Origin of the sequence: Campylobacter concisus (genome assembly GCF_050447485.1) — a bacterium.
In the GTDB taxonomy this organism is placed as follows: domain Bacteria; phylum Campylobacterota; class Campylobacteria; order Campylobacterales; family Campylobacteraceae; genus Campylobacter_A; species Campylobacter_A concisus_BQ.
Window position 1 is genome coordinate 1,749,617 of record NZ_JALMFY010000001.1, and the last position, 23,537, is coordinate 1,773,153.

The window sequence follows — 23,537 nt, forward strand, 5'->3', positions numbered from 1 at the left end:
ATTTTTAAAAAATAGTGCTGATTTTTGCACCAACAATTGCATTTGGTAAAATCTCGGTTTTTAAAATCTCCATATCCAAGCTAGTAAGCGAGCTAAACCTCTCTTTTAGCGCTTTGCAGGTTGCTTCCAGTGATTCCTCTACGCTTTGAAATTTCATTTCATTGTAAAATTCTTTTATAAAATCAGCCACCAAAACATAATCAATCAAGCTAGTCGAGCGAAATTCTAAGCTTACTTTTACTTCTTGCTTTGCAACTCGCTCAAAGTCAAACATTCCGATGACGGTTTGAAATTTATAATCCTTAATAATCGTTGTTATTTCACTTTTCATATGACTTTTTGCTCCTTGCCTGAAAGCAGGCGAACGATGTTTGGTATGTGCTTATAAACTACCAAAAATGCGATGATAAGGATCGGCGCGTGAGTGTAAATTTCATCAAGCTCTGGGTGGATGATGAAGCTTGATGTGATGAGAGCTATCAGCGCGCATAGCGAGGCTAGAGAGCTTATCTTTAAAAACTTACCAACCAAAAACCAAACGACAAGAGCGATTATTATCTCAACTGGTAAGAAAAATGCGAGTACGCCAGCTCCGGTTGCTACGCCTTTGCCGCCTTGAAAGCCCAAAAATATAGAAAAACAATGCCCCGCAACACTTAAAACCGCCATCGTCCAAAGCACGCTTTGGCTAGCTCCAAGCAAAGAGGCTATGATGAGTGGCAAAACGCCCTTTAACACGTCACAAACTACGGTTAAAATGGCTAGCTTTTTGGCGAGTTTTGGGTTAGTTTGTTTTAAAACCCTTAAAACATTTGTCGCACCTATGCTTTTGCTACCTTCGTTTTTTATATCAACATGTCCAAAAATTTTTGCTAGTATGAGCCCAGATGGGATGCTGCCAAGCAGGTAGCTAATGGCATAAAGTATTAAATTTTGCATATTTTACCTTTTAAATTTAAAGAGAAATGATATTAAAAAAATTCTAATTTTTTTATAAATCATCTCCACAAAAGCACGACTTTTTCGTCGTAGATATCGCTTTTCTTTGGCGAAATTTGCGTTTCATTTATCGTGATGTTTTTAATATCATTTGCCTCTTTTAGCGCATCGCACTCTTGTGCAAATTTCTCCTCAAGCTCGCTTATGGCCAAATTTATATCATTTACGCTTTGCTCGCTAAGCTTGACGTCGCTTCGCTCTTTTAAGACCTTGTTTGCGCTTCTTGCACTTGATGCGATCTTGCCGGCGTTTTGGCGAGATAAGAGCTTGTTACCAAATATCGCTCCAAATATGCTTGCGCCTATATTTATAGCAGCATCAAGGCCGCTTGTGGTCATCTCTTTTTGCTCTTTATCAAGCTTTGCAAGGGCTTTGTTTAGCTTATCTTGCAAGCTTTTTTGCTCTTTTTCAAATTTAGCCGTGAGCTTTGCGGTTTGCTCCTCTAAAATTTCATTGCACTTATCTTGAAGTCTTATGAAAAACTCCTCTTTTGACTCGTTTTCTTTTGAGTAAATTCCCATCGCTTCAAAGGTGTTAAATTTGAAATTTCTATACAAAAACTCTTTAAAATCTTTCTCTAAAGCGTCAAAATTTTTAGCACTCGTTATGAAATTTGGCACAGTAGCAAAGCTTGCGCCGCTTGGCTCATTTTCGCTCGCATCAACGTGCATGCCTTCGCTAGCCTCGCTCCAGTTTGGCTCTTTGTCGTTTTCACTAAGCTCGTAAAGATAGCTCACCTCACAAACGCTGTCTATGCCCTTTTTAGCGTCATAAATTCTCACTTTTGCGCTTGCTAGTAAATTTGGTGTGAGGTTTTTTGAGTTAGCATAAAGCTGCGTGATTGCACTTGATATGATAGGTTTTGCGCTAAATTTCATCTCGCTTTTATCTACATTTTGGGTGCTTAAATTTTCTTTTTTATCTTTCATCAAATTTGAAATTTGCTCGCGGCTGAGCGGGCCTTTTAGATAGCTAAGTGCCCAGCGTGTGGAGATGACGTTTAGGCCGTCCTCGTTTATATTTTTGAGTAAGAAATTTCTTTTGGCTAAATTTGATATGAGGCTCTCAAGCGAGGCTTTGTCTAAGCTTGAGCCTGCTATGCCGCTTAGGCCGTCGATCACGCGGGCTTTGTCCTGCGCTGTTTGGAGGCGGCCGATGAACCAAGTGCCGATGTTGCTAAGGCCTTTGTAGTCAAGATCGACTGGGTTTTGCGTGCTTAAAACGCAGCCAAGACCAAATGCACGAGCCTGTTTTAAGAGCGTGAGCATAGGCGTTTTTGACGGAGGATTTGCGTTTGGCGGAAAAAAGCCAAAAATTTCATCCATATATAGGATCGCTCTAAGTGAGCTAGTGCCCTCTGTGCCACGCATCCACGCGATGATCTCGTTTAGTAAAAGGGTGACAAAAAACATCCTCTCAGCGTCATTTAGGTGTGAGATCGTAAAGATGTTGCACTTTGCTTTGCCGTTTTCGTCAAAAAGCATCTTTGAAATTTCAAGTCTAACGCCCTGCGTCCAGCCCTTAAAGCTTGGACTTGCGATGAGTGCGTTTATCTTCATGGCAAGCTTTAGGCGCTCACTGCTTGGATAGAAGGTATCCACGTCAAAAACGCCTATCTTTTTAAACGGCGGATTTGCTATGAAATTTATGAGCTCTTCGATGCTGACGTCTTTTTGCTCTTTAAATTTGCTCTCAAATATAGTGGATATTAGCAGCTGTTCTTTTGAGCTCATATCCTCAGAACTCATGCCAATAAGCGATAACACCGAGGCTGCTAGCGAATTTATATAGTTGCTAAAAATTTCCTCGTCACTAATATTAGGACAAGCAAAGTCGCTAAGTAGCGCCACGCCTATGCCAGATGAGCTTTTTGGTGTGTAGATGTTAAAGCTAGCGCTATCTTTTAAAATTTTTACGCGCTCAAGGTCTTGAAAGCTAGACTCTATGCCGTTTCTCCAAAGCTCGGCCTGAGAGGCGGCAAATTCCTCTACGCTTTGACCTTTGTTTGCCGCTTCTGCTTCATCGACGTATGGTAAAAAATCCTCCGGCCTCATCTGCGGAAAGGTGAGGGCTAAATTTGTGATATCGCCCTTTGGATCGATGATGATAGAGGGGATGTTGTCTATGCAGGCCTCTTCTAAAAGCGTGATGCCAAGACCTGTTTTGCCGCTTCCAGTCATACCGATAATGGCTGCGTGGGTGGTTAGGTCCTTGTTTTTATAAAAAAATGGCTCTTTGTCTTTTAGTCCGATGTAAAAAAGTTTTAAATTTTCTTGTATGGTTTTCACTAATTGCCTTATTCGTATAAATTTATGCGTGAGCGAAGCTCGTCAAGTGTCTCTTTGACGCGCTTTTGCGTGAAGTCTTTTATCGTTTTGTCATCATCAACTAGCTGCATGCAGTATCTGATGTAGCCCTTGTATGCTAGCTCAGTAACGAGCCTTAGCTTTAAAGATACGTTTTTTACTTCATCTGGTGAGAGCATGATGTCAAAATTTGCCTCAAGCTCTTCGCCGTCTTTAAAATTTGTAGCTTGTGAGCTCAATATACTTATGCCGCCCTCTGAGATGTCGTAAAGGCTGCCAACAAGCTCGCCTTGCTCTCCTTTTAGAGAAATTTTGGTAAAGCGGTTTGGTAAGACGCGCTGGAATTTTCTCTTGTTTGCATGCATGGTCGCTGTGCGCGAGAAATTTGAAAGAGTGACGCTTTTATCGGCGATATTGTAGTCGATGATGTCGGCGCGAAGTTGCTTTGAGAAGAAGCTATTTGGTAGGATAAAGCCCTTGCCATCTTGCTTCATGGCTAAAATTTGCATCATATCTACGCGAAAAACGACACTATCTTCTTTAACCTCTAAAATTTCGGCTTCGTATTTTATATTTAGTCCGTCGTATAAATTTAAAAATTCAGGGCGGACCTTGGCGTTTTTCATGCGTGTAAATGTGTTGATCGGATCTTCGTAGAAAAATGAGCCAGTATCGATCATCTCTTTTACTGTGGTCTCTTGATGATTTTCGGCGTTATATAAAATTTCTTTCAACCTTGAGACGGCATTTACAAAATATCCCACATAGACTGCATTGTCGCAGGCATGACTAAAATTTAGTGTCAAATTTAAGAGCAAGAAATTTATCAGCTCGTCTTTTGCGTTTAGTTTTGGTATTAGGCTGTTTAAGTCGTCGCGAATTTGTGTGGCATTTGGTTTTTGGATGAGTAGCGCGTCAAAGATACTCTCAAGGCAAATTTTCATCTGCTCGTGCGGTACTACAAGGGTTAATTGTCTGCAAAATTTGATGCCCTCATCTATAAATTTAGCTCTTAAACCAAGTATGCAATCCTCGCAATTTTCGACAAGTTCTTGCCTGCCCTTAAACTCCATGGGGTCTCCAAAAAAGGTTATTTATTAAAACATCGCTATCATATATAAAGTTATATTAAAAAAATATTTAAATTTGTGTAGAGAGAGAATTTCTAGGCAAAGCTGCCTAGAAATTTGAATAATTATAGTTTGCTTTCGTTGTGTGAAAGGTAGTCAGCAACACCTTCAGTACTTGGTTTCATACCAGAATCACCTTTGTGCCAGCCAGCTGGGCAAACTTCGCCGTGCTCATTTGTAAATAGCATAGTATCTACCATTCTGATCATCTCGTCGATGTTTCTGCCAAGTGGTAGGTCATTTATAACTGCGTGGCGAACTGTGCCGTCTTTGTCAAGTAGGAATGATCCGCGAAGTGCTACGCCAGCGTCTTCTAGAAGTACGTCAAAGCCACGAGCGATTGATTTTGTCATGTCAGCTACGATTGGGAAGCGAACTTTGCCGATACCGCCTTTATTTACTGGAGTCTCTTTCCATGCAAAGTGTGAGAACTGGTTGTCGCAAGAAACTGCGATAACTTCGATACCACGCGACTTGAACTCGTCATATCTTTTATCAAATGCGATGATCTCGCTTGGGCAAACAAATGTAAAGTCCATTGGGTAGAAGAAGACAACAGCGCCCTTTTCGCCGATATTTTTGTAAAGGTTGAAATCATTTACAATTTGATTGTTTCCTAAAACTGCTGCAGCTGTAAAGTCAGGTGCTTTTTTTGTTACTAACATATTTTCTCCTTAATAATAAATTTTATTGATTGCGAAATTATATCCATAAAAATTTAAATTCTAATTAAATAGATCTAGAAATTTAAAACATTGTAATTTTAATATGCATTTGAAAATGAATGGAAATTTTTAAAAATTTATAGAAGATGTTGTAGAAATTTTATTAAATTTAGTGTTTTGGGTATAGAAGCGATTAATTACAGATCGCTAAAATTTCTACCGCCAAATTTTAGTATCGCAGAACCCCAAGTAAAGCCACCGCCAAATGCATCAAGAAGCAAAATAGAGCCATTTTTGATGCGTCCATCCTCGTAAGCATCATTCATCGCCATTGGGATCGAAGCAGAGCTTGTGTTGCCATATTTTGCAACCGTCAAAACGCACTGCTCGTCGGTGAAATTTAACCTATTTTTTACAGCGTCTATTATCCTGATATTTGCTTGATGAGGTATGAAAAAGTCGATATCTTCGCTTTGCATTTTGTTTGCGTGTAAAATTTCTATCACGCTTTTGCTAAGCGTTTGAACTGCTATCTTAAAGACCTCATTTCCGCTCATGTGGATGAAATTTAGCCTATTTTTTAGCGTCTCTTCGCTAGCTGGAAATGCACTGCCACATCCTGGAGTTATCAAAAGCTCAGCCTGTCTGCCGTCGCTTGCAGTGTGGATGTCAATGATCTCGTTTTCTTCGCTCGCACTTATCACAGCAGCACCAGCTCCGTCACCAAAAAGTATGCAAGTGCTTCTATCTGTGTAGTCGATCATCGAGCTTAGTTTTTCAGCTCCTATGATCAAAACATTTTTCTTAGCACCACTTGTAACAAGGGAATTTGCAAGCTCTAAAAGATAGATAAAACCCGTGCAAGCCGCACTTATATCAAAAGCTGTAATGCCAAAATTTAAACCTAAATTTGCAGCTATCTTACAAGCTGTTGAAGGCATGCAAAGATGATCTGGAGATATCGTAGCGCATATCACCGCATCGATTTGTGATTTTTCAAGTCCTGAGCGTTTTATAGCTAGCTCGGCAGCTTTTGTGCCAAGGTCGCTTGTTATCTCAGTCGTTGCAATGTGTCTTTGTTCTATGCCAGTTCGCTTTACTATCCACTCATCGCTCGTATCGACCATTTTTTCAAAATCAAAATTTGTTAAAATTTTTTCTGGGACATATGACGCAATGGAGATCAATGAAGCTTTTGGCATATTTTACCTTGCAAAGTGTGAAAGTTCTTCTTCTATAACTTTATTTATATTCGAATTAGCAAATTTAATTGCTTGAAAGATTGCATTTTTTATAGCTTTTGAGTTGCTTTTGCCGTGACTTATGATGACGCAGCCATTTACGCCAAGAAGCGGAGCACCGCCGTACTCATCGTAGCTAACCTGTTTTTTTAGAGTTTTGAAAACTTTTCTCATAAGCACCGATCCAGCCATAGCAAGGGGTGATTTTTTGACTTGCTTTTTGATGATCTTGCCTATGGCATCAGCAACGCCTTCGCTCGTTTTTAATAGGATATTTCCCATAAAACCGTCACAAACCATTACATCAATGCTGCCATCAAAAATTTGATTGCCTTCCGCGTTTCCAACAAAGCTATCAAGTCTAGAAACTAGTTTAAAAGCCTCTTTGCTGACCTCGTTGCCTTTGCTCTCTTCTTCGCCATTTGATAAAAGACCGACTTTTGGGGCTTTCCTACCTAAAATTTCTTTTGCGTAGGCTTCACCCATTATGGCAAATTGAAACAAGTGTTCGCTTCTGCAATCAACATTTGCGCCAACATCCAAAACCAAAGTAGCTGTCTCTTTTGAATTAGGCATAAGTGTTGCGATCGCTGGACGAGATACATTTTTTAATCTACCAACTCTTAATGTAGCTAAGCTCATAGTAGCACCGCTGTGACCAGCAGAAACGACAGCATCGACTTCTTTTTCTTTTAAAAGCTCAACAGCTTTGTAGATCGTACTATCTTTTCTTTTTAGCGCGTCTGTGGCTCCGTCAGCCATAGAGATGACTTCAGTAGCTTCTATAAATTCTATATTTTTTAAATAGGGTTGTGGGATGAGTGGTTTTATGGCATTGCTATCGCCAACTAATACAGCTTTAAATTCTGCCTCTTTCAGTGCTTCGATAACGCCAGATATTATAGGCTCTGCACCAAAATCACCACCCATAGCATCAATAGCAATGCGAATCATATTTTAGTATTCACCTGTTGTTTTGTTTATGCGGTGAGGCATTTTCCAAGAACCATCTTTGTCTTTTACAGGCACTGGAAGTGTAACTTTGTAATGTGTTCTACGTTTTGCTGCACGAGAATGACTCACTCTACGCTTTGGTACTGCCATTTTACTCTCCTTTATAAATTTTTACATTTTTCACAATAAAAATAATCGCTCTTAAAAGCTTCTAGCTCACTTTCAAAAACTTCTTTTAAATCAATATTGCCATCAAAAAATTCAACCGTATCGCTAAGCTCATTTTCTCTGTCTTTATAGACACCATCACTTAAATTTAGCTCTACGTCTTGATCGATAGGCAACATAAATTCATCACCGCATCGATCACAAATATATTTTATCTCGCCCTTTATAGTGCCTTGACATTTTACCAAAAAAGGGTCTTTTCTTTTTAAAATTCCACTAAAAATTAGATCATTATTTCTTACTAGCTCAAAGTTTATCTCTTTGTTTGCTATTTTAGAAAACGGAATAATCAAATTTTAGTCCAAAATTAGCAAATTTCTCTTGAAGCAAAGAAGAAATTTATCTCATTTACAGCGTTTTCTAGGCTGTCACTTCCGTGAACCGCATTTGCATCAATGCTATCAGCAAAATCAGCTCTAATAGTGCCAGGAGCTGCTTCTTTTGGGTTAGTTGCACCCATTAGCTCGCGGTTTTTAGCAACTGCATTTTCGCCCTCTAAAACCATAACCACAACTGGTCCGCTTACCATAAAATCAACTAGATCGTTGAAGAAAGGTCTATCTTTATGAACTGCATAAAATGCTTTTGCATCGCATTTGCTAAGTTTGATTTTCTTTGCAGCTGCGATTCTTAAGCCATTGCTTTCAAATCTATCTATAATCTTTCCAACAACATTTTTCTTAACAGCGTCAGGCTTAATAATAGAAAGTGTTCTTTGCATAAATTTTCCTTAAAATTTAGGTTATTTAAATGAAGTTGGCAATTATATCAAATAAAGCTTAAAAATAAAATAGGCTCAAATTTGAGCCTAAAATTTGTAAATTTATTGGATAACTGGAGTGCTGCCAGTGCGAGCGTCAGCACCGATTTGGTCACGTGAAGGTTGTCCTGCTACTACGGCATCCCAAACGATGCAGCCATCAGTTGGACAGGCAGATGCACAGGCTGGCTCATCGTTGTAGCCTACGCACTCAACGCATTTGTTTGAATAAACATAGTATGTATCTGCTCCAGTTGGGTTATCGCTATCATCAACAATAGCTGAAACTGGGCACTCATCGATGCATGAACCACAGCTTATGCATATATCGGTTATTTTTACAGACATTTTTTCTCCTTAAATAAAATTTTGGCGTAGAATATCAAAAAAAACTGAAAATGATATAAATATACTTTTAAATTTTCATAGCACGCTTAATTTCTCTAAACTACTTTATAAAGTTTTTATCACTTTTAGACTAAATTTACAGATTAAAATTTTAAAAAGGTCGTATAAATTTAATGAATGATACTATAAAAATAACTGGCGCACGCGAGCACAATCTTAAAAATTTAAACCTTGAAATTCCTAAAAATAAATTAGTAGTTTTTACCGGTCTTAGCGGCAGTGGCAAGAGCACACTAGCCTTTGACACGCTCTATGCTGAGGGGCAGCGCAGATACATGGAGAGCCTTAGCAGCTACGCTAGGCAGTTTTTAGACCGCGTGGGCAAGCCTGATGTAGATAAGATCGAGGGTCTAACGCCTGCAATAGCGATCGATCAAAAGACAACTTCAAAAAACCCTCGCTCAACGGTTGGCACGATCACTGAAATTTATGATTATCTAAGGCTCTTATATGCAAGAGTGGGCGTGCAACACTGCCATAAGTGCGGCAAACCTATCTCAAAAATGAGTGCGAGCGACATCATAAATGAAATTTCAAAGCTCCCGTTTGGCGCAAAAGTGATCATCTATGCGCCGCTAGTTCGTGAGAAAAAGGGCACATGGGCGGACTTGATCGAAAATTTACGCCAAAAAGGCTTTGTTAGAGCACAGATAGATGGCGTAGTGGTGAGGCTTGATGAGGAGATCGAGCTTGCAAAAACGAAAAAACATACGATAAAGGTCATCGTTGATAGGATCGCTATCGATGAGCAAAATCACGAACGCCTTGCAAGTGACGTGGAAAAGGCGCTAAACGAGAGCTTTGGCGAGGTCGAGATAGAGATCACAAATGCTGACGAGCTTGGTTTAAAAGAGAGCTTTATACATTACAGCGAGCACATGGCTTGTTTTGATTGTAAAATTTCATTTACGCCGCTTGAGCCGCTAAGCTTTAGCTTTAACTCGCCAAAGGGCGCTTGCGAGCACTGCGACGGACTTGGTATAAGATATAGCCTAGATATGAGCAAGATCATCGACGAGGAAAAGTCGATAGAAAACGGCGCAATAAAGCTACTTTACGGCTACAACATGAGCTATTACTATAAATTTTTACTTGCTTTTTGTGAGCAAAATGAGATCGACATTAAAAAGCCATACTATGAGCTTAGTGAAGATGAAAAAAGGCTCGTTTTATATGGCAACGTCAAGGAGGTTTCGTTCTTTTGGAAACGAAACAAGCTACTTAGAAAATTTGATGGTGTGGTTAAAATTTCACACGGGCTTTTAAAGGATTACAAAGACTTTGACGAGTATATGAGCGAGAAAATTTGTGACGCTTGTAATGGCCACAGACTAAAGCCTCAAAGCTTAGCGGTCAAGGTCGCTGGCCTTGGGCTTGGTGAAATTTTGGATATGAGTATAGAAAACTGCACCGCTTTTTTCTCAAACGAGAAAAATTTTGCCTATCTTAGCGACTACGACAAGGCGATCGCAAAGCCTATCTTAAAAGAGATCAACGAAAGACTTTTCTTTTTGTATGACGTGGGACTTGGCTACTTGTCGCTTGGGCGTGATGCTAGGACGATCAGCGGCGGCGAGGCACAGCGCATCAGGATAGCGAGCCAGATAGGAAGCGGGCTAAGTGGCGTCATGTACGTGCTTGATGAGCCAAGTATCGGCCTTCATGAGCGAGATACTCTAAAACTTATAAAAACGCTTAGAAATTTGCAAGCCAAAGGCAACTCCGTAATCGTCGTCGAGCATGATAAAAAGACGATAGAGGAGGCTGACTATATCGTAGATATCGGCCCTGGAGCTGGTAAATTTGGCGGTAGCGTGGTCTTTGCAGGCACGGCAAAAGAGCTTTTAAGCTCAGACACTCAGACTGCACAATATATAAATGGTAAGAAAAAGATCGACTATCAAAAAAATAGGAAAGCTGAGAAGTGGCTTGAAATTTCAAATGTAAATATCAACAATATCTCAAATTTAACCGCTAAATTTCCGCTTAGAAACCTTGTTGGCATCACCGGTGTCTCAGGATCTGGTAAGAGCTCGCTAGTGCTTCAGACCTTGCTTCCAGAGGCGCAGGAGCAGCTAAATAGAGCTAAAAAAGTGAAAAAGATAGCTGGGGTAAATTTAAGCGGGCTTGAGAATTTGGACAAGGTCATATATCTTGATCAAAGCCCGATCGGTCGCACCCCACGCTCAAATCCAGCGACTTATACTGGCGTGATGGATGAGATAAGAAATTTATTTGCGCAGACTAAAGAGGCAAAGCTTAGAGGCTATAAAATAGGGCGCTTTAGCTTCAACGTCAAAGGTGGGCGCTGCGAGAAGTGCCAAGGCGAGGGCGAGATCACGATCGAGATGCACTTTTTGCCTGATATCAACGTGGTTTGTGACGTTTGCAATGGCGCTAGATATAACGCTCAGACTTTGGAAATTTTATACAAAGGCAAAAACATCGCCGAGGTGCTAAATATGAGCATAGATGAGGCGGTTGAGTTCTTTAAGGCTGTGCCAAAGATCGCTTCAAAGCTTACGACACTGCAAGATGTGGGGCTTGGCTATATCACGCTTGGACAAAATGCAGTCACACTTAGCGGCGGCGAGGCGCAGCGCGTAAAGCTAGCAAAAGAGCTTAGTAGAAGTGACACCGGAAATACCCTTTACATCCTTGATGAGCCAACGACGGGACTTCATTTTGCAGATGTTGATAGGCTGGTAAAGGTGCTAAATCACCTGGTTGATCTTGGAAATTCGGTCTTTGTCATTGAGCATAATATGGATGTCATCAAAAACTGCGACTATATCGTCGATATGGGACCAGAAGGTGGCGCAAAAGGCGGTAAAGTGATAGCGTGCGGCAGCGTCAAAGAGGTGGCTAAAAACTACAAAAAAACTGGCAGCTACACAGGAGAATTTCTAGCGCAAGAGCTTGCTTTGTTAAAAGCGAAATAAAATAAATTTGATAGTTTGGTGTTTGTCTAAAATGCCAAGCTATATAATATGTAAGATAAATTAAATTTGTTAAATTTTAGGGGATTTAAAAAAAAAGGGGCGAATGCCCCTGGGGTTATGCAGCTGGATAAACAGATACTTTTTTTCTGTTTTTATCAAGTCTTTCAAATTTTACAAAGCCATCGACTAATGCAAAAATAGTGTGATCTTTGCCAAGACCTACGTTATTTCCAGCGTGAGTTGCTGTTCCTCTTTGGCGGATGATTATATTTCCAGCACGAACGAACTCGCCACCAAATTTCTTAACACCTAATCGGCGTCCGATACTATCACGGTTATTCTGGGTTGAACCTTGACCTTTTTTGTGTGCCATATCTTATCTCCTTAAGCTGCGATACTTACGACTTTTACACGTGTAAATTGTCTTCTAAAGCCGCGTTTTAGTTTTGAGTCTTTACGTCTGCGTTTTTTGTAGATAACTACTTTTTTGTCTTTGCCTTCATTAACGACCTCAAGAACAACTTTTGCACCCTTAACAAATGGCGCACCTACCTTTACTTCGCCGTCATTTACAGCTAAAACTTCTGTAATCTCAACGGTTGATTTAGCTTCAGCGCTAAAGTGATCTAGCTTAAGGAATTCGCCCTCGCTAACACGATATTGCTTACCGCCATGCTTAAATATAGCGTATTTTGACATACTCTACCTTTCTAAAATTTGGTAAGACCAAAAAGCACTTTTTTGCAAAAGATTTATGGAGCTTTGTTGGTTGTAAGGTGTGAATATTAGCTAAAAGTTTATAAATTCTACTTTAATGCCCCTGATCTTATGATCTCGTCGGCTAAATTTCTTATCATAGATGTATGATCTAGTAAAAATGTTTTGTCATTTGGCAAATGTGGCTGATATATCAGCGTCTTGGCTACTGGTGCGCTTAAGATCACATTTATCAGTTCAAGCTCAGGCGGAAAAGTAAAATAGAGTTTTGGCTTAGGAATTTCATTTTGAAAGAGCCTTTGTGCGTAAAATTTACTGAAATTTTCATTTTTTGGTAGCTTTATCTCTTTAAAGAGCTCAAATGGCAAAAAGTAGCGCGCTAGTGCGTGAAGTCCGTGCGCAAAGATGTAGAGCCGCTTTTCAAATTTAGGTGCCTCCGTCCTGCCAAAAGTGGAGCAAAATTTCTGCAAATGCTCGCTCATGGCAGCCGTATCTTTTTCATGCAAGGCTAGTACAAATTTAACCACCTCTCTTTCGTTTGCTGGCTTTTTAGAGTCCGCAAAAGTGCGGGCTTTTTCTAGGGCAGGGGCAAGTAAATTTTCATCTTGCCAAAGTATCGCTGTGAGCAGATCGTGCATAACACATAGAAATTTATAGCCGTTTTTGCTAGGTGGCAGACCTTTTGGAAAGATCCTCGCCAAGCTATCTGTGTCACCGCAAGCGATAGCAAAAAACGCAGGGATCAGTTTCTCACACTGGTCATATCCGCCGCTGCAGCCTGGGAGTAAATTTAGCTTAGCGTATTGAAAGATGAGATCGTTTAGTGCCTCGGCGTCGCCGTCAGCTAGGCACTTTTCAAGGCAAAAGTCGTAGCGTCTAGCTCTTGAAAAAGAGAGTAATCGTATGAGCTCACATAAAAAGTCGTATTCGTTTAAATTTTTCTCTTTTATCTCGGCGTAAATGCTTGCGTACTCGTCTAAAAGTAGCTCTTCATCGCTTTTTGGTGGTTTTTTGGCTTTGAAAATGTTAAATAAGCTTTCTAAAAATGACATTTTGCGTCTCCTTATTTTTGCTAATTTTAGCCAAAAACGCCTAAAATGGCTTAGTTTTTTGGCTCACAAAAAGTTAAATTTAGCGGATATTTTAACTGCATTTTGGCTATAATCGCCCCAAATTTAAGCAACACTAGGACAAAAATGGCAGGCGAAGATCAGGAAAAAACCGAAGAAGCGACCCCCAAAAAGATAGAAGACGCCAAAAAGGACGGCAACGTCCCCAAAAGTCAGGACCTATCAGGCTTCGTGACCCTAGTTATTGCTATTGGTGTCCTGCTTGCGATGCTAAATTTCATGAAAGATCAGGTCATCTCGCTTTATATCTACTACTCTAAATTTATCGGTCAGCCACTGACATTGCCAACGGTAAAGATGATCGTTGTAAATACCTTTGGCAGGGCGCTTTTGATGATCCTGCCAGTTTGCATCTGCGTCGCGGTTGCCGGTATAATCGCAAATGTAATGCAGTTTGGTTTTATCTTTACCACAAAGCCCATAACGCCAAATTTTGGCAAGATAAATCCACTAAAAGGGCTAAAAAATTTATTTTCTATGAAAAAGGCGATCGAGAGCGTCAAGATCGTCGTTAAAGTAAGCATTGTCTTTGGTGTTGGATTTTACTTTTTCTTGCAGTTTATCAAAGAGCTTCCGCACACGCTATTTTTTTCTATGTTTGACCAGCTTGCGTGGCTAAAGGAGAAGCTCATCATCCTAGTTAGTGTCATGCTTTTTATACTTTTTGTGATCGGCCTTGCTGACCTGCTTATCGTGCGTTTTCAGTATTTTAAGGACCTTCGTATGAGCAAGCAAGAGATCAAGGACGAGTATAAGCAGATGGAGGGTGACCCACAGGTAAAAGGCAGGATCCGCCAAGCACAAATGCGTGCAGCCAAACGGCGAATGATGCAAAATATCCCACAAGCTGACGTCGTCATCACAAACCCGACCCATTACGCCGTGGCGATCAGATATGATAAGAGCCGTGACGAAGCGCCGATAATACTTGCTAAAGGGGTTGATTTCTTAGCGCTTCAGATAAAAAAGGTGGCGGTTGAAAACGGAGTGCAAATTTATGAAAATCCACCTCTTGCAAGGGAACTTTATAGAGTTTGTGAGGTCGATGATACGATACCAGCGCACCTTTTTAGGGCTGTGGCTGAAGTGCTAAGCTTTGTTTATATGAGCAATAAGCAGAAATTTCAAGATAAGCTTTGAGAGCATTAATCCAAAAAATTTTATAAAAATAGTAGTAAATTTTGTAGAAAAAAGACAAGCTGCCTTTAAAACAGCTTGTCAGAAATAAAATTTTAGTTAAGATATCCGTAGATATTTGCTAGCACCCAGCCAACTGCACAAGAGCTAAATACACCTATGAAACCAGGTATGATAAAGCTGTGGTTGATTACATATTTGCCAATGTGTGTTGTGCCTGAGCGGTCAAACTGCACGGCTGCAAGGTCGCTTGGATATGTTGGAAGGATGAAGTATCCATAGCAAGCAGTAGCAAACGCGACAATAACGCCTGGGTGAACGCCTATTTGAACAGCGAGTGGCACGAAAGTCGCAGCTGCAGCAGCTTGAGAGTTTAGGAATTTTGATATAAGCATACCAACTATGATATACATCCAAGGATATGCTTTCATAACCTCGCCAAGTGAGCCTTTAAGCATATCAATGTGTGAGTTGAACATTGTCTCAGCCATCCAGCTAATGCCGTAAATCGCAACAAGTGCAACCATACCGCTGTGGAAAATTTCATTTTGACCAATTTTGGCTGCTTTAATGCCTGAGTAGATCATCATGATAGATGCTGCTAAAAGCATGAAAATTTGGATCGTATCAACCATGCCAAGTGGTGCAGTCTTTTTCATAGTATCTTTTACTACAATGTTCGCGTTTGTGATAGTTTCGCTTTTATCACCTGCAGTGATAACAACATCAGCGCCATTTGAAACAATGCTTTGTGTTACCTTGTTGTCTTTATCTAGTACTTGAACGCTTGTAAATTTAGTAGCGTCTTTTACTTTATTGTCTTTTACGTTTGAGACGATTTTGCTGTCGCCAACCATAGAAACAACTTGTCCGTCTTTAACAGTGATGTTTTTAACTGTTTTTTTATCTACGATTATTTCTATTGATTTACCAGGAACGTTACTTGTCCAGCTTGGGCGAAGTTGTTTGTAATAGCCTAAAACCGCAACGACAGCGATTGTAGCAAGGAATATCCACATAACATTCCATTGTTTTTTTGGTAAATGCACACCGATCAATGAATGTGCCTCATCAGAACCATATATATATTTTCTTTGCTCTGGATCAGCTATTTTTGCTTGGAATTCTGGATCTTTATCAAGATCTTTACCTCTAAATACTGAGTAAGTTCCTATACAAAGCACACCTAAAAATGTAGAAGGGATGGTAACTTTTAATAGATCAACATAGCTTGTAAAGCCCTCAATATGAACTGTGCCAGTACCAAGAAGAACAGCAACCATAGACACGCCAGCAACTGAAACTGGGCTTGCGATAATAGCAAGTTGTGAAGAGATCGTAGTAGCTGCCATCGGACGTTCTGGACGGATGCCACTTTTCATTGATACGTCATATATGATCGGTAAAAGTGTATAAACTGTGTGACCTGTACCGCATAGCACTGTTAGTGTCCAGCCGCAAATCGGCGCAAGATAGCAAACTGTTTTTGGATGTTTTCTAAGCGCTTTTTCAGCTATCTGAAGCATAACATCAAGACCACCAGCTGCTTGAAGCGTAGCACTTGCTACAACAACTGCAAGAATAGTTAATATAACATCAATAGCAGGCTTACCTGGTTTTAAATCAAATGCAAATACCAAAATAACAAGACCGATGCCGCCAAGGACACCAAGTGCCATACCACCTTTTTTTGCTCCGTAGAACAAACAGCCGAGCACGACAATCAATTGTAAGAAAAACTGCGTACTCTCAGACAAACTTGTAAGAAATTCCATGATTTCTCCCTTTTCGAAAATTACGCAATGAGTATATAAATATTAAAATTAAATACTAATTAAAAAAGATATGTAGAATTTAATATTACATTTAATTCTTGTTATCTTATCTATATTTTTGTGAAAAAATTAAATATATTTAAAAGAAAGATTGAGATAAAATCCTAAAAGTAAATAACTAATAGTTAAATTTAAGGAGAGAAGCATGCAAATCCCTATCGCTTATGGTAAAGATGACCATATAAATTTAAAAATAGACGAAAAAAACTTGCTTGGTGTTTTTGACCCAAACAAAGTCGCTAAATTTGACGAAACAGCGCTTATCGCAAAGGCTTTGGCTAATCCAATAAATCAAAAAAGTTTTGATGAGTTTATCGCTGGCGATGAAAAGATCGTTATCATCGTAAATGACGGCACAAGACCTACGCCAACTGCTAAAATTTTAAAGCAAATTTATCCAAAACTTCGTGATAAAAATAAAATTTTCATCATCGCTACTGGCTGCCACAGAGAGGGCACGCTAGATGAATACAATATGATATTTTCTAAAGAAATTTACCCAGAGATCAGAGCTAAAAACGAGGTTCATGACCACGACTCAAAGCATGATGAAATGGTCTTTTTAGGCGAGAGCAAAAACGGCACGCAAATGTATCTAAACAAGATCGTAGCCGAAGCTAAAAAAGTGATCGTCATAGGTTCGGTAGAGCCTCACTATTTTGCAGGCTACACCGGCGGTAGAAAGGCCTTTTTGCCAGGCACTGCCTCATACGAAAGCATCACGCAAAACCACAAGCTAGCGCTTAGCGCCGATGCTCAGGCTCTGCGCCTTGAGGGCAACCCTGTGCACGAGGATATGATAGACGCGATGAAAGTTCTTGCGCATATCGACGTATTTTCTATACAGACGGTGCTTGATAGCGAGCATGGCGTCTATTACGCAAGTGCTGGAGATCTAAACGATAGCTTTTATGACTGCGTAAAAAAGGCTGATGAGGTATTTTGCGTAAATATCCCACAAAAAGCCGACATCGTGATCTCTGTTGCGCCTTATCCTATGGATGTGGATCTTTATCAGGCACAAAAAGCCTTAGATAATGGCAAACTAGCGCTTGCACAGGATGGAATTTTAATAATGGTCGCAAAATGCCGCACAGGCATCGGTCCAAAACCTTTCTTTGACCTTATGGCATCGGCCGATACGCCAAAAAAAGTGCTAGAAAAGATAAATTCTGGCTTTAAACTTGGCTATCACAAGGCTGCAAAAATGGCTGAAATTTCGCTTTGGGCGCAGACTTGGGCAGTGACTGATCTAAGCGATGATGAGATGAAAGCTGTGCATCTAAAGCCGTATCACGACCTACAAAAGGCCGTAGATGAGGCGCTAGCTCAAAAAGGCAAGGATGCAAAAATAATCATATTGCCGTTTGGCTCTATGACCGTGCCTAAGGTGTGAGTTTGGCTAAAATTTTATACTATGACGCAAGTTCTGGCATTAGTGGCGATATGAATTTAGCCGCTCTTGTCGGTCTTGGGGTGGATTTTAACTATCTTTGCTCTGAGCTAGAGAAGCTAAATTTGAGCGGAGAATTTCGCTTAGAGCAAAAAAATGTAGTAAAAAATGGCATCGCTGCGACCAAAATAGACGTCGTGCTACTAAAATCGCAGCCTCACGCTAGGAGTTACGCTGATATCAAGCAAATTTTGACTAGCTCAAATTTAAGCGAGATTTGCAAGAAAAAGGCTGCAGCGATATTTCACGTGATCGCTCAATCTGAAGCAAAAGTGCATGCAGTTAGCATCGATGAGGTGCATTTTCACGAGGTTGGAGCGATTGATAGCATAGTAGATGTCGTTGGAGCGGCGATCTGCTTTGAGTATTTATCTAAAAATTTTGGTATTTCTAGGATTGTTAGCTCAAAGATCGAGCTTGGTGGCGGCGTAGTAAAGTGCGACCACGGCTATCTTAATGTCCCAGCGCCAGCGGTTTGTGAAATTTTAAAAGATGTGCCAGTTGGTCTTGGGCGAGCAAATTTTGAGATGACTACGCCAACAGGTGCTGCGATACTAAAAGCATGTGCAGATGAGTTTGTGAGTGAGATAAATTTCAAAATAGAAAAAGTAGCTTACGGAGCTGGCGAAAAAAATGCGCCAAATTTTGCAAATGCCCTTCGCGCGATGATCTGCGAGGTAGATGAGAGCCAAAATTTAGTGCAAAAAATGATATCTACAAACATAGACGATATGGACGCAGAAAGCTTTGCCTTTGCGTGTGAAATTTTACGTGAAAATGGCGCGCTAGACGTCTTTAGTCACTCTATCTATATGAAAAAAGGACGTATCGGCTTTGAGCTAAACGTCTTGTGTAAAAGCGAAGATGCGAAAAAACTAAAAGAGCTTATATTTACGCATACGACGGCCATTGGCGTTCGTGAGATAGATGTCGTAAAAACCGAGCTAAAACGAAAATTTGTAAGTGTTCGCACAAAATTTGGCGATATAAGGCTAAAAATTTCAGGCGAGGATGAAAAGGTAAAGCCTGAATTTGACGAGTGCAAAAGCGCTGCACTTGCACATAAAACATCGATATTTCAAGTAAAAAAAGAAATTTTTAAAAAGTATGACGAAATTAGAAATTCTAAAAAATGATATAAAAAAGCTAGGAAATTTAGCCGTTGCATTTAGTGGCGGCGTGGATAGTTCGCTACTGCTAAAGGTCGCTGCGGACGTGCTTGGCGAAAATGTGCTAGCACTCACGGTAAAATCGCCCTATATGTCTTTGCGCGAGACAGACGAGGCGGTAGAATTTGCTAAATTTTATGGCATCAGGCACGAGGTATTTGAGGTAGGCATCGCCGATGAGATAAAGCTCAATCCGCAAAATCGCTGTTATCTTTGTAAAAAAGCAGTTTTTTCAAGACTTCTTACTCGTGCAAAAGAGCTTGGTTTTACAAATTTGGCTGATGGCACGAACAAAGACGATCTTGGCGAATATCGCCCAGGGCTTAAGGCAAAAGAGGAGCTTGGCGTGCTTTCGCCTCTAATAAATTTACGTAAATTTGAGATCCGCGAGCTCTCGCGCGAGCTAAATTTATCAACGGCTGAAAAGCCAAGCTACGCATGCTTGCTAACTCGTTTGCCACATGAAAAAGAGATAAGCGTGAGCGATATAAATTTAGTAGAGGCAGCTGAAAATTTACTGATAAAAAGCGGCTACGCAAATGTGCGAGCAAGGCTTGATGATAGAAAAATGAAGCTGCAAATGCCGTTTTCTAGCATGCAAACCTTTTTAAACGATGTGAAATTTAAGTCTATCGTTAAAGAGTTAGTCGCACTTGGCGCGGCAGAGGTGACGCTTGATCTAAAGGGGCTTAGAGAGGATGTTTTGGCATGAGTGAGGCTGAAATTTTAGAATTTATCGCTGGTATAAAAAACGGCAAGACGAGCGAGCAAGATGCGCTAAAGTATCTAAAAAACTACCCATTTAACGACATCGGATGCGCTAAGATCGACACTCAGCGTGCTTTGCGAAATGGTACTGGCGAGGTGATATACGGGGCAAATAAAACAGATGATGAAATTTTGCAAATCGCTAGTGCGATCGGCGAAAAAAATGAAAATATCTTAATCACAAGAACAAATGAGAGTGTTTTTAAACGCATTTGTGAGATCTTTCCGCAGGCAAATTTTAACGCTCGTGGCAGGGTGATCAGCGTCAAATTTAAAGAGCCCGCACCTACAAAAAGCTACATCGCGATAGTCTCTGCTGGCACTGCTGATGGCGCAGTCGTGGAAGAGGCCTATGAGACGGCAAAATTCTTAGGCAATGACGTGAGAAAATTTACCGATGTCGGCGTGGCAGGGCTACATAGGCTGGTCGCAAAGCTTGACGAGATACGCGGCGCAAAGGTCGTGATCGCCGTTGCTGGCATGGAGGGTGCGTTAGCTAGCGTGCTAGCTGGACTTGTAAGCTCTCCAGTGATCGCAGTGCCTACCAGCGTGGGATATGGGGCAAATTTTGGCGGAGTTGCGGCACTGCTAGCCATGCTAAATAGCTGTGCAAATGGCATAAGTGTCGTAAATATCGACAACGGATACGGCGCTGCATATAACGCAAGCCTGATAAATCATCTCTAAATTTTAAATAGAATTTGTAAGGGTAAAATTGAGAGAGGATACGAAAAAAGCAATACTTTCGCCTACGGACGCATCTAGAAGTGAGTATTGTTGGGATGCTAGAATGAACTGGGCGATGACGGGTATTGCTATTTTAGCATTTGAAATTTTTATCGCAATTTACGCCAAAGACGGCTTCATACGCTACTATCTAGGCGATGTGCTAGCCGCAGCGATGCTTTATGCATTTGGGCGAGCCGCGTTCAGGCTACCGCCTAAAATTTTAGCGCTCGCGGTCTTTACTCTCTCGCTAGTTATCGAAATCGCACAATATTTTAAAGTACTTGAAATTTTAGGTGTTCAAAATTCTATATTGCGGATAATTTTTGGTGGAACATTCGATTGGACGGACATTATCTGCTACGCGATAGGCTGCGTTTCAGCTTACGCATCTGAAAATTTCATCGGTAGTGAGCATGCGACCTATAACGAGATACGAATTTTTAGGCGTAAAAGATTACCCAAAAATTTTAATGAAATTTTGCAAAGCGGCGACGATGAGAAGATTAAGGCGGTATTTGAAATTTACGATATAAATGCGACCGACAAAGACGGCAACACGATACTGCATATGCTACATGCAAACAAAGATATCAAGAAAAAAGATCCAAACTCGCCCTATGCGTATGCGGACGCAAATTTAATCGAATGGATTATTATGCAAGGCGGCGACATAAACGCTAAAAATAAAAAGGGCGAGACGCCGCTTAGAAATTTTATGTGGTATGTATATAAAAATTTAAAACCGCATCAAAAGTTAGTAATCGTAGGCAAGCAGGACTATACCTCTCGGGAATATATAAAACAGGCGGGTGAAGTCGTTAATATCGATTTTGGAATAATGTATAATTATATATACAATCTTCTACCTGAAAAATCGCAAATTTATATTTGGCGTCGCTTTGGCAAAAGGTTGGAATACCTATATGTACCCGAGTATCCAACGGATATGGAAAAATACGATCCGCAAGAATACAGCGAATTTACCTATAATTTTTGGATGAAATTCTTAAGACAAAAAGATAGCGTGCAGTATAAAATGATACATGTGGCTACTAATTTATACCGGTACTGGGACTACAACGGAGAATATGGACGTTGGAATTCATGGGATGATGAATATACAGATAAAGCTGCTGTCGAAATTAAAAAATATTTTAAGCTAGGCGATAGGCTCGAAGAGCTAAATGACGACGCGCTTGATAAGATGTTTTATAATTTAAGGAAAAGCTGGCATGCTGAAGATGTAGGTAAGCTTAGATACCTGTTCGTGCTTTGGTTGCTTAAAAATCCCGAGCCGTTTTTCGAGGGCGAAATTTAAAAGGAGAAGCGATGGATAAAGAAAAAGCTGTGCAAAAAATGACTGAAGTTATGGCGAAATTTGTCGGCTACACTGGCAAAGTGCTACCCGATGACGTGACGGCGAAGCTGAGGGAGCTCGCAGAGCGCGAGACGCAGCCGCTGGCAAAGGAGATCTACAAAACGATGTTTGAAAACCAGCGCCTTGCAAAGGAGCTAGACCGTCCGTCCTGCCAGGATACTGGAGTGATCCAGTTTTTCGTAAAATGTGGCGCAAATTTCCCGCTCATCGGCGAGCTTGAAGAGCTGCTGCGAGAGGCCGTACTGCAGGCTACTCGCGAAGCTCCGCTTCGCCATAACAGCGTCGAGACATTTGACGAGTATAATACCGGCAAAAACGTCGGCAAGGGCACACCGAGTGTGTTTTGGGAGATCGTGCCAAATAGTAGCGAATGCGAGATACACACCTATATGGCAGGTGGCGGCTGTAGCCTGCCTGGCAAAGCGACCGTTTTGATGCCTGGCATGGGTTATGAGGGCGTTGTTAAATTTGTTATGGATATAATGACAAGTTACGGCATAAACGCCTGTCCGCCGCTATTAGTGGGTGTTGGTGTGGGCACTTCGATCGACGTAGCGTCGCTGTTATCCAAAAAAGCGCTGATGAGACCTTTGGGCTCTAAAAATCCAAACGAACGCGCTGCATTAACTGAAAAGCTACTCGAAGAGGGCATAAATAAAATCGGCCTGGGCCCGCAGGGCATGAGCGGGGCAAGCTCTGTAATGGGCGTGCATATCGAAAACTGCGCTCGCCATCCAAGCGTCATTGCCGTCGCCGTAAATGTAGGCTGTTGGTCGCACCGCAAAGGGCACATCGTTTGGGATGCGGATCTAAATTTCGACGTAAAATCGCACAAGGAGTTCGCGCTATGAGTAAGAAAATTTTAACCACGCCAATAAGCGCTGAGGATCTTTCAAATATCAAAATCGGCGACGTCATATACCTCACGGGACACATCGTCACTTGCCGAGACGTGCCACATAGACGCGTAGTAGAGGAGGGTATGGAGCTGCCAGTTGATATCAAAGGCGGCGCGATCTTGCATGCAGGGCCGATCATCAGAAAAACAGGCGAAAAAAGCTTTGAGATGGTCTCGGTTGGGCCTACGACTAGCATGAGAATGGAGAAATTTGAGCGAGAATTTATCGCAAAAACTGGAGTTCGTCTCATTGTCGGTAAAGGCGGCATGGGTGAGGGCACGATGAGCGGATGTAAGGAGTTTGGCGCGATTCACTGCGTGTTTCCGGCAGGCTGTGCGGTAGTGGCTGCGACGCAGGTTGAGGAGATAGAGAGTGCGGACTGGACGGAGCTTGGTATGCCAGAGACCCTTTGGAAGTGCCGTGTAAAAGAGTTTGGCCCGCTAATAGTCTCGATCGACGCACACGGAAACAACCTTTTTGAGCAAAATAAGGTCAAATTTAACGAGAAAAAGGACGAGGCATTAGCTGAAATTTTACCGCAGGTTGGGTTTATAAAGTAGGTAAATTGATGCTTGGTTGCTTATAAATGCGCTTTAAAATTTACGCTAATTTAAAGCGCATTATTTATTGCTGCTTCTAAAATTTCTCTAGTTTTTGCAGTGTGTTTGGTACTAAAGACTATTGTCCCT

Annotated in this window: 24 protein-coding genes; 9 read left to right on the top strand and 15 right to left on the bottom strand. The window is 41.0% G+C overall.

The annotated features are described in order from the left end of the window. Positions 1-4 precede the first annotated feature (4 nt). The 11 genes from MTT29_RS08850 to MTT29_RS08900 form a co-directional block, all read right to left on the bottom strand. Positions 5-331 (bottom strand): dihydroneopterin aldolase, encoded by a 327-nt coding sequence (locus tag MTT29_RS08850; RefSeq protein WP_012001302.1) that lies wholly within the window; start codon positions 329-331, stop codon positions 5-7. After that, entirely contained in the window at positions 328-939 is a 612-nt protein-coding gene (gene plsY / locus MTT29_RS08855) for a glycerol-3-phosphate 1-O-acyltransferase PlsY (protein WP_429800374.1), read from the bottom strand. Before plsY ends, MTT29_RS08850 begins: the two co-directional genes overlap by 4 nt. Before the next feature lie 59 nt (positions 940-998). Continuing rightward, the gene (locus MTT29_RS08860; RefSeq protein WP_429800375.1) at positions 999-3,287 is read right to left on the bottom strand and encodes a helicase HerA domain-containing protein; all 2,289 of its coding nucleotides are present in this window, start codon (positions 3,285-3,287) and stop codon (positions 999-1,001) included. 8 nt (positions 3,288-3,295) lie between these two features. Beyond that, positions 3,296-4,378, bottom strand: coding sequence for a PilZ domain-containing protein (locus MTT29_RS08865; protein WP_429800376.1), 1,083 nt, complete (start codon positions 4,376-4,378; stop codon positions 3,296-3,298). A 122-nt stretch (positions 4,379-4,500) separates the two neighbouring features. Then, positions 4,501-5,100, bottom strand: a complete 600-nt coding sequence (locus MTT29_RS08870; protein WP_021086863.1) for a peroxiredoxin — start codon at positions 5,098-5,100, stop codon at positions 4,501-4,503. Between the two features lie 197 nt (positions 5,101-5,297). Continuing rightward, positions 5,298-6,302: a beta-ketoacyl-ACP synthase III gene (locus tag MTT29_RS08875; RefSeq protein WP_429800377.1), complete on the bottom strand. Its 1,005-nt coding sequence runs from the start codon at positions 6,300-6,302 to the stop codon at positions 5,298-5,300. 3 nt (positions 6,303-6,305) lie between these two features. Then, on the bottom strand, positions 6,306-7,295 hold the full coding sequence (plsX, locus tag MTT29_RS08880; protein WP_429800378.1) for a phosphate acyltransferase PlsX: 990 nt from the start codon (positions 7,293-7,295) through the stop codon (positions 6,306-6,308). 3 nt (positions 7,296-7,298) lie between these two features. Next, positions 7,299-7,445: a 50S ribosomal protein L32 gene (gene rpmF / locus MTT29_RS08885; RefSeq protein ID WP_002942540.1), complete on the bottom strand. Its 147-nt coding sequence runs from the start codon at positions 7,443-7,445 to the stop codon at positions 7,299-7,301. Positions 7,446-7,456: 11 nt separating this feature from the next. Continuing rightward, complete coding sequence (locus MTT29_RS08890; RefSeq protein ID WP_103571456.1) at positions 7,457-7,816, bottom strand: hypothetical protein; 360 nt, start codon at positions 7,814-7,816, stop codon at positions 7,457-7,459. Positions 7,817-7,830: 14 nt separating this feature from the next. After that, a complete protein-coding gene (gene ndk, locus MTT29_RS08895; RefSeq protein WP_002942517.1) occupies positions 7,831-8,244 on the bottom strand; it encodes a nucleoside-diphosphate kinase in 414 nt (137 codons plus the stop codon). 102 nt (positions 8,245-8,346) lie between these two features. Further along, positions 8,347-8,631 (bottom strand): NADH-quinone oxidoreductase subunit I, encoded by a 285-nt coding sequence (locus tag MTT29_RS08900; RefSeq protein ID WP_002942606.1) that lies wholly within the window; start codon positions 8,629-8,631, stop codon positions 8,347-8,349. 173 nt (positions 8,632-8,804) lie between these two features. Here MTT29_RS08900 and uvrA point away from each other — a divergent pair, with 173 nt between their 5' ends. Continuing rightward, positions 8,805-11,633 carry an excinuclease ABC subunit UvrA gene (gene uvrA, locus MTT29_RS08905; protein ID WP_429800379.1) on the top strand — a complete coding sequence of 943 codons (2,829 nt, stop codon included), beginning with the start codon at positions 8,805-8,807 and terminating at the stop codon, positions 11,631-11,633. Between the two features lie 115 nt (positions 11,634-11,748). On the opposite strand, the gene rpmA is transcribed toward uvrA, so the two are convergent. From rpmA to MTT29_RS08920, 3 genes are all read right to left on the bottom strand, one after another. Beyond that, positions 11,749-12,006, bottom strand: coding sequence for a 50S ribosomal protein L27 (rpmA, locus tag MTT29_RS08910; protein ID WP_002942569.1), 258 nt, complete (start codon positions 12,004-12,006; stop codon positions 11,749-11,751). Between the two features lie 11 nt (positions 12,007-12,017). Then, positions 12,018-12,332, bottom strand: coding sequence for a 50S ribosomal protein L21 (rplU, locus tag MTT29_RS08915; RefSeq protein ID WP_002942523.1), 315 nt, complete (start codon positions 12,330-12,332; stop codon positions 12,018-12,020). Positions 12,333-12,439: 107 nt separating this feature from the next. After that, positions 12,440-13,402: a hypothetical protein gene (locus tag MTT29_RS08920; protein WP_429800380.1), complete on the bottom strand. Its 963-nt coding sequence runs from the start codon at positions 13,400-13,402 to the stop codon at positions 12,440-12,442. Positions 13,403-13,546: 144 nt separating this feature from the next. On the opposite strand from MTT29_RS08920, the gene flhB reads away from it, so the two are divergent. Beyond that, entirely contained in the window at positions 13,547-14,620 is a 1,074-nt protein-coding gene (flhB, locus tag MTT29_RS08925) for a flagellar biosynthesis protein FlhB (RefSeq protein ID WP_002942594.1), read from the top strand. Positions 14,621-14,712: 92 nt separating this feature from the next. Here flhB and MTT29_RS08930 read toward each other — a convergent pair whose 3' ends face one another. Continuing rightward, positions 14,713-16,392 carry an anaerobic C4-dicarboxylate transporter gene (locus MTT29_RS08930; RefSeq protein ID WP_429800381.1) on the bottom strand — a complete coding sequence of 560 codons (1,680 nt, stop codon included), beginning with the start codon at positions 16,390-16,392 and terminating at the stop codon, positions 14,713-14,715. 205 nt (positions 16,393-16,597) lie between these two features. Here MTT29_RS08930 and larA point away from each other — a divergent pair, with 205 nt between their 5' ends. From larA to ttdB, 7 genes are read left to right on the top strand one after another with little or no spacing between them, the layout of a single operon-like run. Further along, positions 16,598-17,848 (top strand): nickel-dependent lactate racemase, encoded by a 1,251-nt coding sequence (larA, locus tag MTT29_RS08935; RefSeq protein ID WP_429800382.1) that lies wholly within the window; start codon positions 16,598-16,600, stop codon positions 17,846-17,848. A 2-nt stretch (positions 17,849-17,850) separates the two neighbouring features. Then, positions 17,851-19,041: a nickel pincer cofactor biosynthesis protein LarC gene (larC, locus tag MTT29_RS08940; RefSeq protein ID WP_429800383.1), complete on the top strand. Its 1,191-nt coding sequence runs from the start codon at positions 17,851-17,853 to the stop codon at positions 19,039-19,041. Beyond that, complete coding sequence (larE, locus tag MTT29_RS08945) at positions 19,013-19,786, top strand: ATP-dependent sacrificial sulfur transferase LarE (protein WP_429800384.1); 774 nt, start codon at positions 19,013-19,015, stop codon at positions 19,784-19,786. Before larC ends, larE begins: the two co-directional genes overlap by 29 nt. Next, on the top strand, positions 19,783-20,529 hold the full coding sequence (gene larB, locus MTT29_RS08950; RefSeq protein WP_429800385.1) for a nickel pincer cofactor biosynthesis protein LarB: 747 nt from the start codon (positions 19,783-19,785) through the stop codon (positions 20,527-20,529). The genes larE and larB overlap by 4 nt, the downstream gene beginning before the upstream one ends. A gap of 28 nt (positions 20,530-20,557) precedes the next feature. Then, a complete protein-coding gene (locus MTT29_RS08955; protein WP_429800386.1) occupies positions 20,558-21,889 on the top strand; it encodes a DUF2809 domain-containing protein in 1,332 nt (443 codons plus the stop codon). Between the two features lie 11 nt (positions 21,890-21,900). After that, a complete protein-coding gene (gene ttdA, locus MTT29_RS08960) occupies positions 21,901-22,800 on the top strand; it encodes a L(+)-tartrate dehydratase subunit alpha (RefSeq protein ID WP_429800387.1) in 900 nt (299 codons plus the stop codon). After that, complete coding sequence (ttdB, locus tag MTT29_RS08965; RefSeq protein ID WP_429800388.1) at positions 22,797-23,408, top strand: L(+)-tartrate dehydratase subunit beta; 612 nt, start codon at positions 22,797-22,799, stop codon at positions 23,406-23,408. Before ttdA ends, ttdB begins: the two co-directional genes overlap by 4 nt. The last annotated feature ends 129 nt before the right edge of the window (positions 23,409-23,537 follow it).

What these genes read in the sequence shown, in the direction of transcription:
- MTT29_RS08850 (WP_012001302.1), bottom strand. Translation starts at nt 331, where the DNA reads ATGAAAAGTGAAATAACAACGATTATTAAGGATTATAAATTTCAAACC.
- plsY (WP_429800374.1), bottom strand. Translation starts at nt 939, where the DNA reads ATGCAAAATTTAATACTTTATGCCATTAGCTACCTGCTTGGCAGCATC.
- MTT29_RS08865 (WP_429800376.1), bottom strand. Translation starts at nt 4,378, where the DNA reads ATGGAGTTTAAGGGCAGGCAAGAACTTGTCGAAAATTGCGAGGATTGC.
- MTT29_RS08870 (WP_021086863.1), bottom strand. Translation starts at nt 5,100, where the DNA reads ATGTTAGTAACAAAAAAAGCACCTGACTTTACAGCTGCAGCAGTTTTA.
- MTT29_RS08875 (WP_429800377.1), bottom strand. Translation starts at nt 6,302, where the DNA reads ATGCCAAAAGCTTCATTGATCTCCATTGCGTCATATGTCCCAGAAAAA.
- plsX (WP_429800378.1), bottom strand. Translation starts at nt 7,295, where the DNA reads ATGATTCGCATTGCTATTGATGCTATGGGTGGTGATTTTGGTGCAGAG.
- rpmF (WP_002942540.1), bottom strand. Translation starts at nt 7,445, where the DNA reads ATGGCAGTACCAAAGCGTAGAGTGAGTCATTCTCGTGCAGCAAAACGT.
- ndk (WP_002942517.1), bottom strand. Translation starts at nt 8,244, where the DNA reads ATGCAAAGAACACTTTCTATTATTAAGCCTGACGCTGTTAAGAAAAAT.
- MTT29_RS08900 (WP_002942606.1), bottom strand. Translation starts at nt 8,631, where the DNA reads ATGTCTGTAAAAATAACCGATATATGCATAAGCTGTGGTTCATGCATC.
- uvrA (WP_429800379.1), top strand. Translation starts at nt 8,805, where the DNA reads ATGAATGATACTATAAAAATAACTGGCGCACGCGAGCACAATCTTAAA.
- rpmA (WP_002942569.1), bottom strand. Translation starts at nt 12,006, where the DNA reads ATGGCACACAAAAAAGGTCAAGGTTCAACCCAGAATAACCGTGATAGT.
- rplU (WP_002942523.1), bottom strand. Translation starts at nt 12,332, where the DNA reads ATGTCAAAATACGCTATATTTAAGCATGGCGGTAAGCAATATCGTGTT.
- MTT29_RS08920 (WP_429800380.1), bottom strand. Translation starts at nt 13,402, where the DNA reads ATGTCATTTTTAGAAAGCTTATTTAACATTTTCAAAGCCAAAAAACCA.
- flhB (WP_002942594.1), top strand. Translation starts at nt 13,547, where the DNA reads ATGGCAGGCGAAGATCAGGAAAAAACCGAAGAAGCGACCCCCAAAAAG.
- MTT29_RS08930 (WP_429800381.1), bottom strand. Translation starts at nt 16,392, where the DNA reads ATGGAATTTCTTACAAGTTTGTCTGAGAGTACGCAGTTTTTCTTACAA.
- larA (WP_429800382.1), top strand. Translation starts at nt 16,598, where the DNA reads ATGCAAATCCCTATCGCTTATGGTAAAGATGACCATATAAATTTAAAA.
- larE (WP_429800384.1), top strand. Translation starts at nt 19,013, where the DNA reads ATGACGAAATTAGAAATTCTAAAAAATGATATAAAAAAGCTAGGAAAT.
- larB (WP_429800385.1), top strand. Translation starts at nt 19,783, where the DNA reads ATGAGTGAGGCTGAAATTTTAGAATTTATCGCTGGTATAAAAAACGGC.
- ttdA (WP_429800387.1), top strand. Translation starts at nt 21,901, where the DNA reads ATGGATAAAGAAAAAGCTGTGCAAAAAATGACTGAAGTTATGGCGAAA.
- ttdB (WP_429800388.1), top strand. Translation starts at nt 22,797, where the DNA reads ATGAGTAAGAAAATTTTAACCACGCCAATAAGCGCTGAGGATCTTTCA.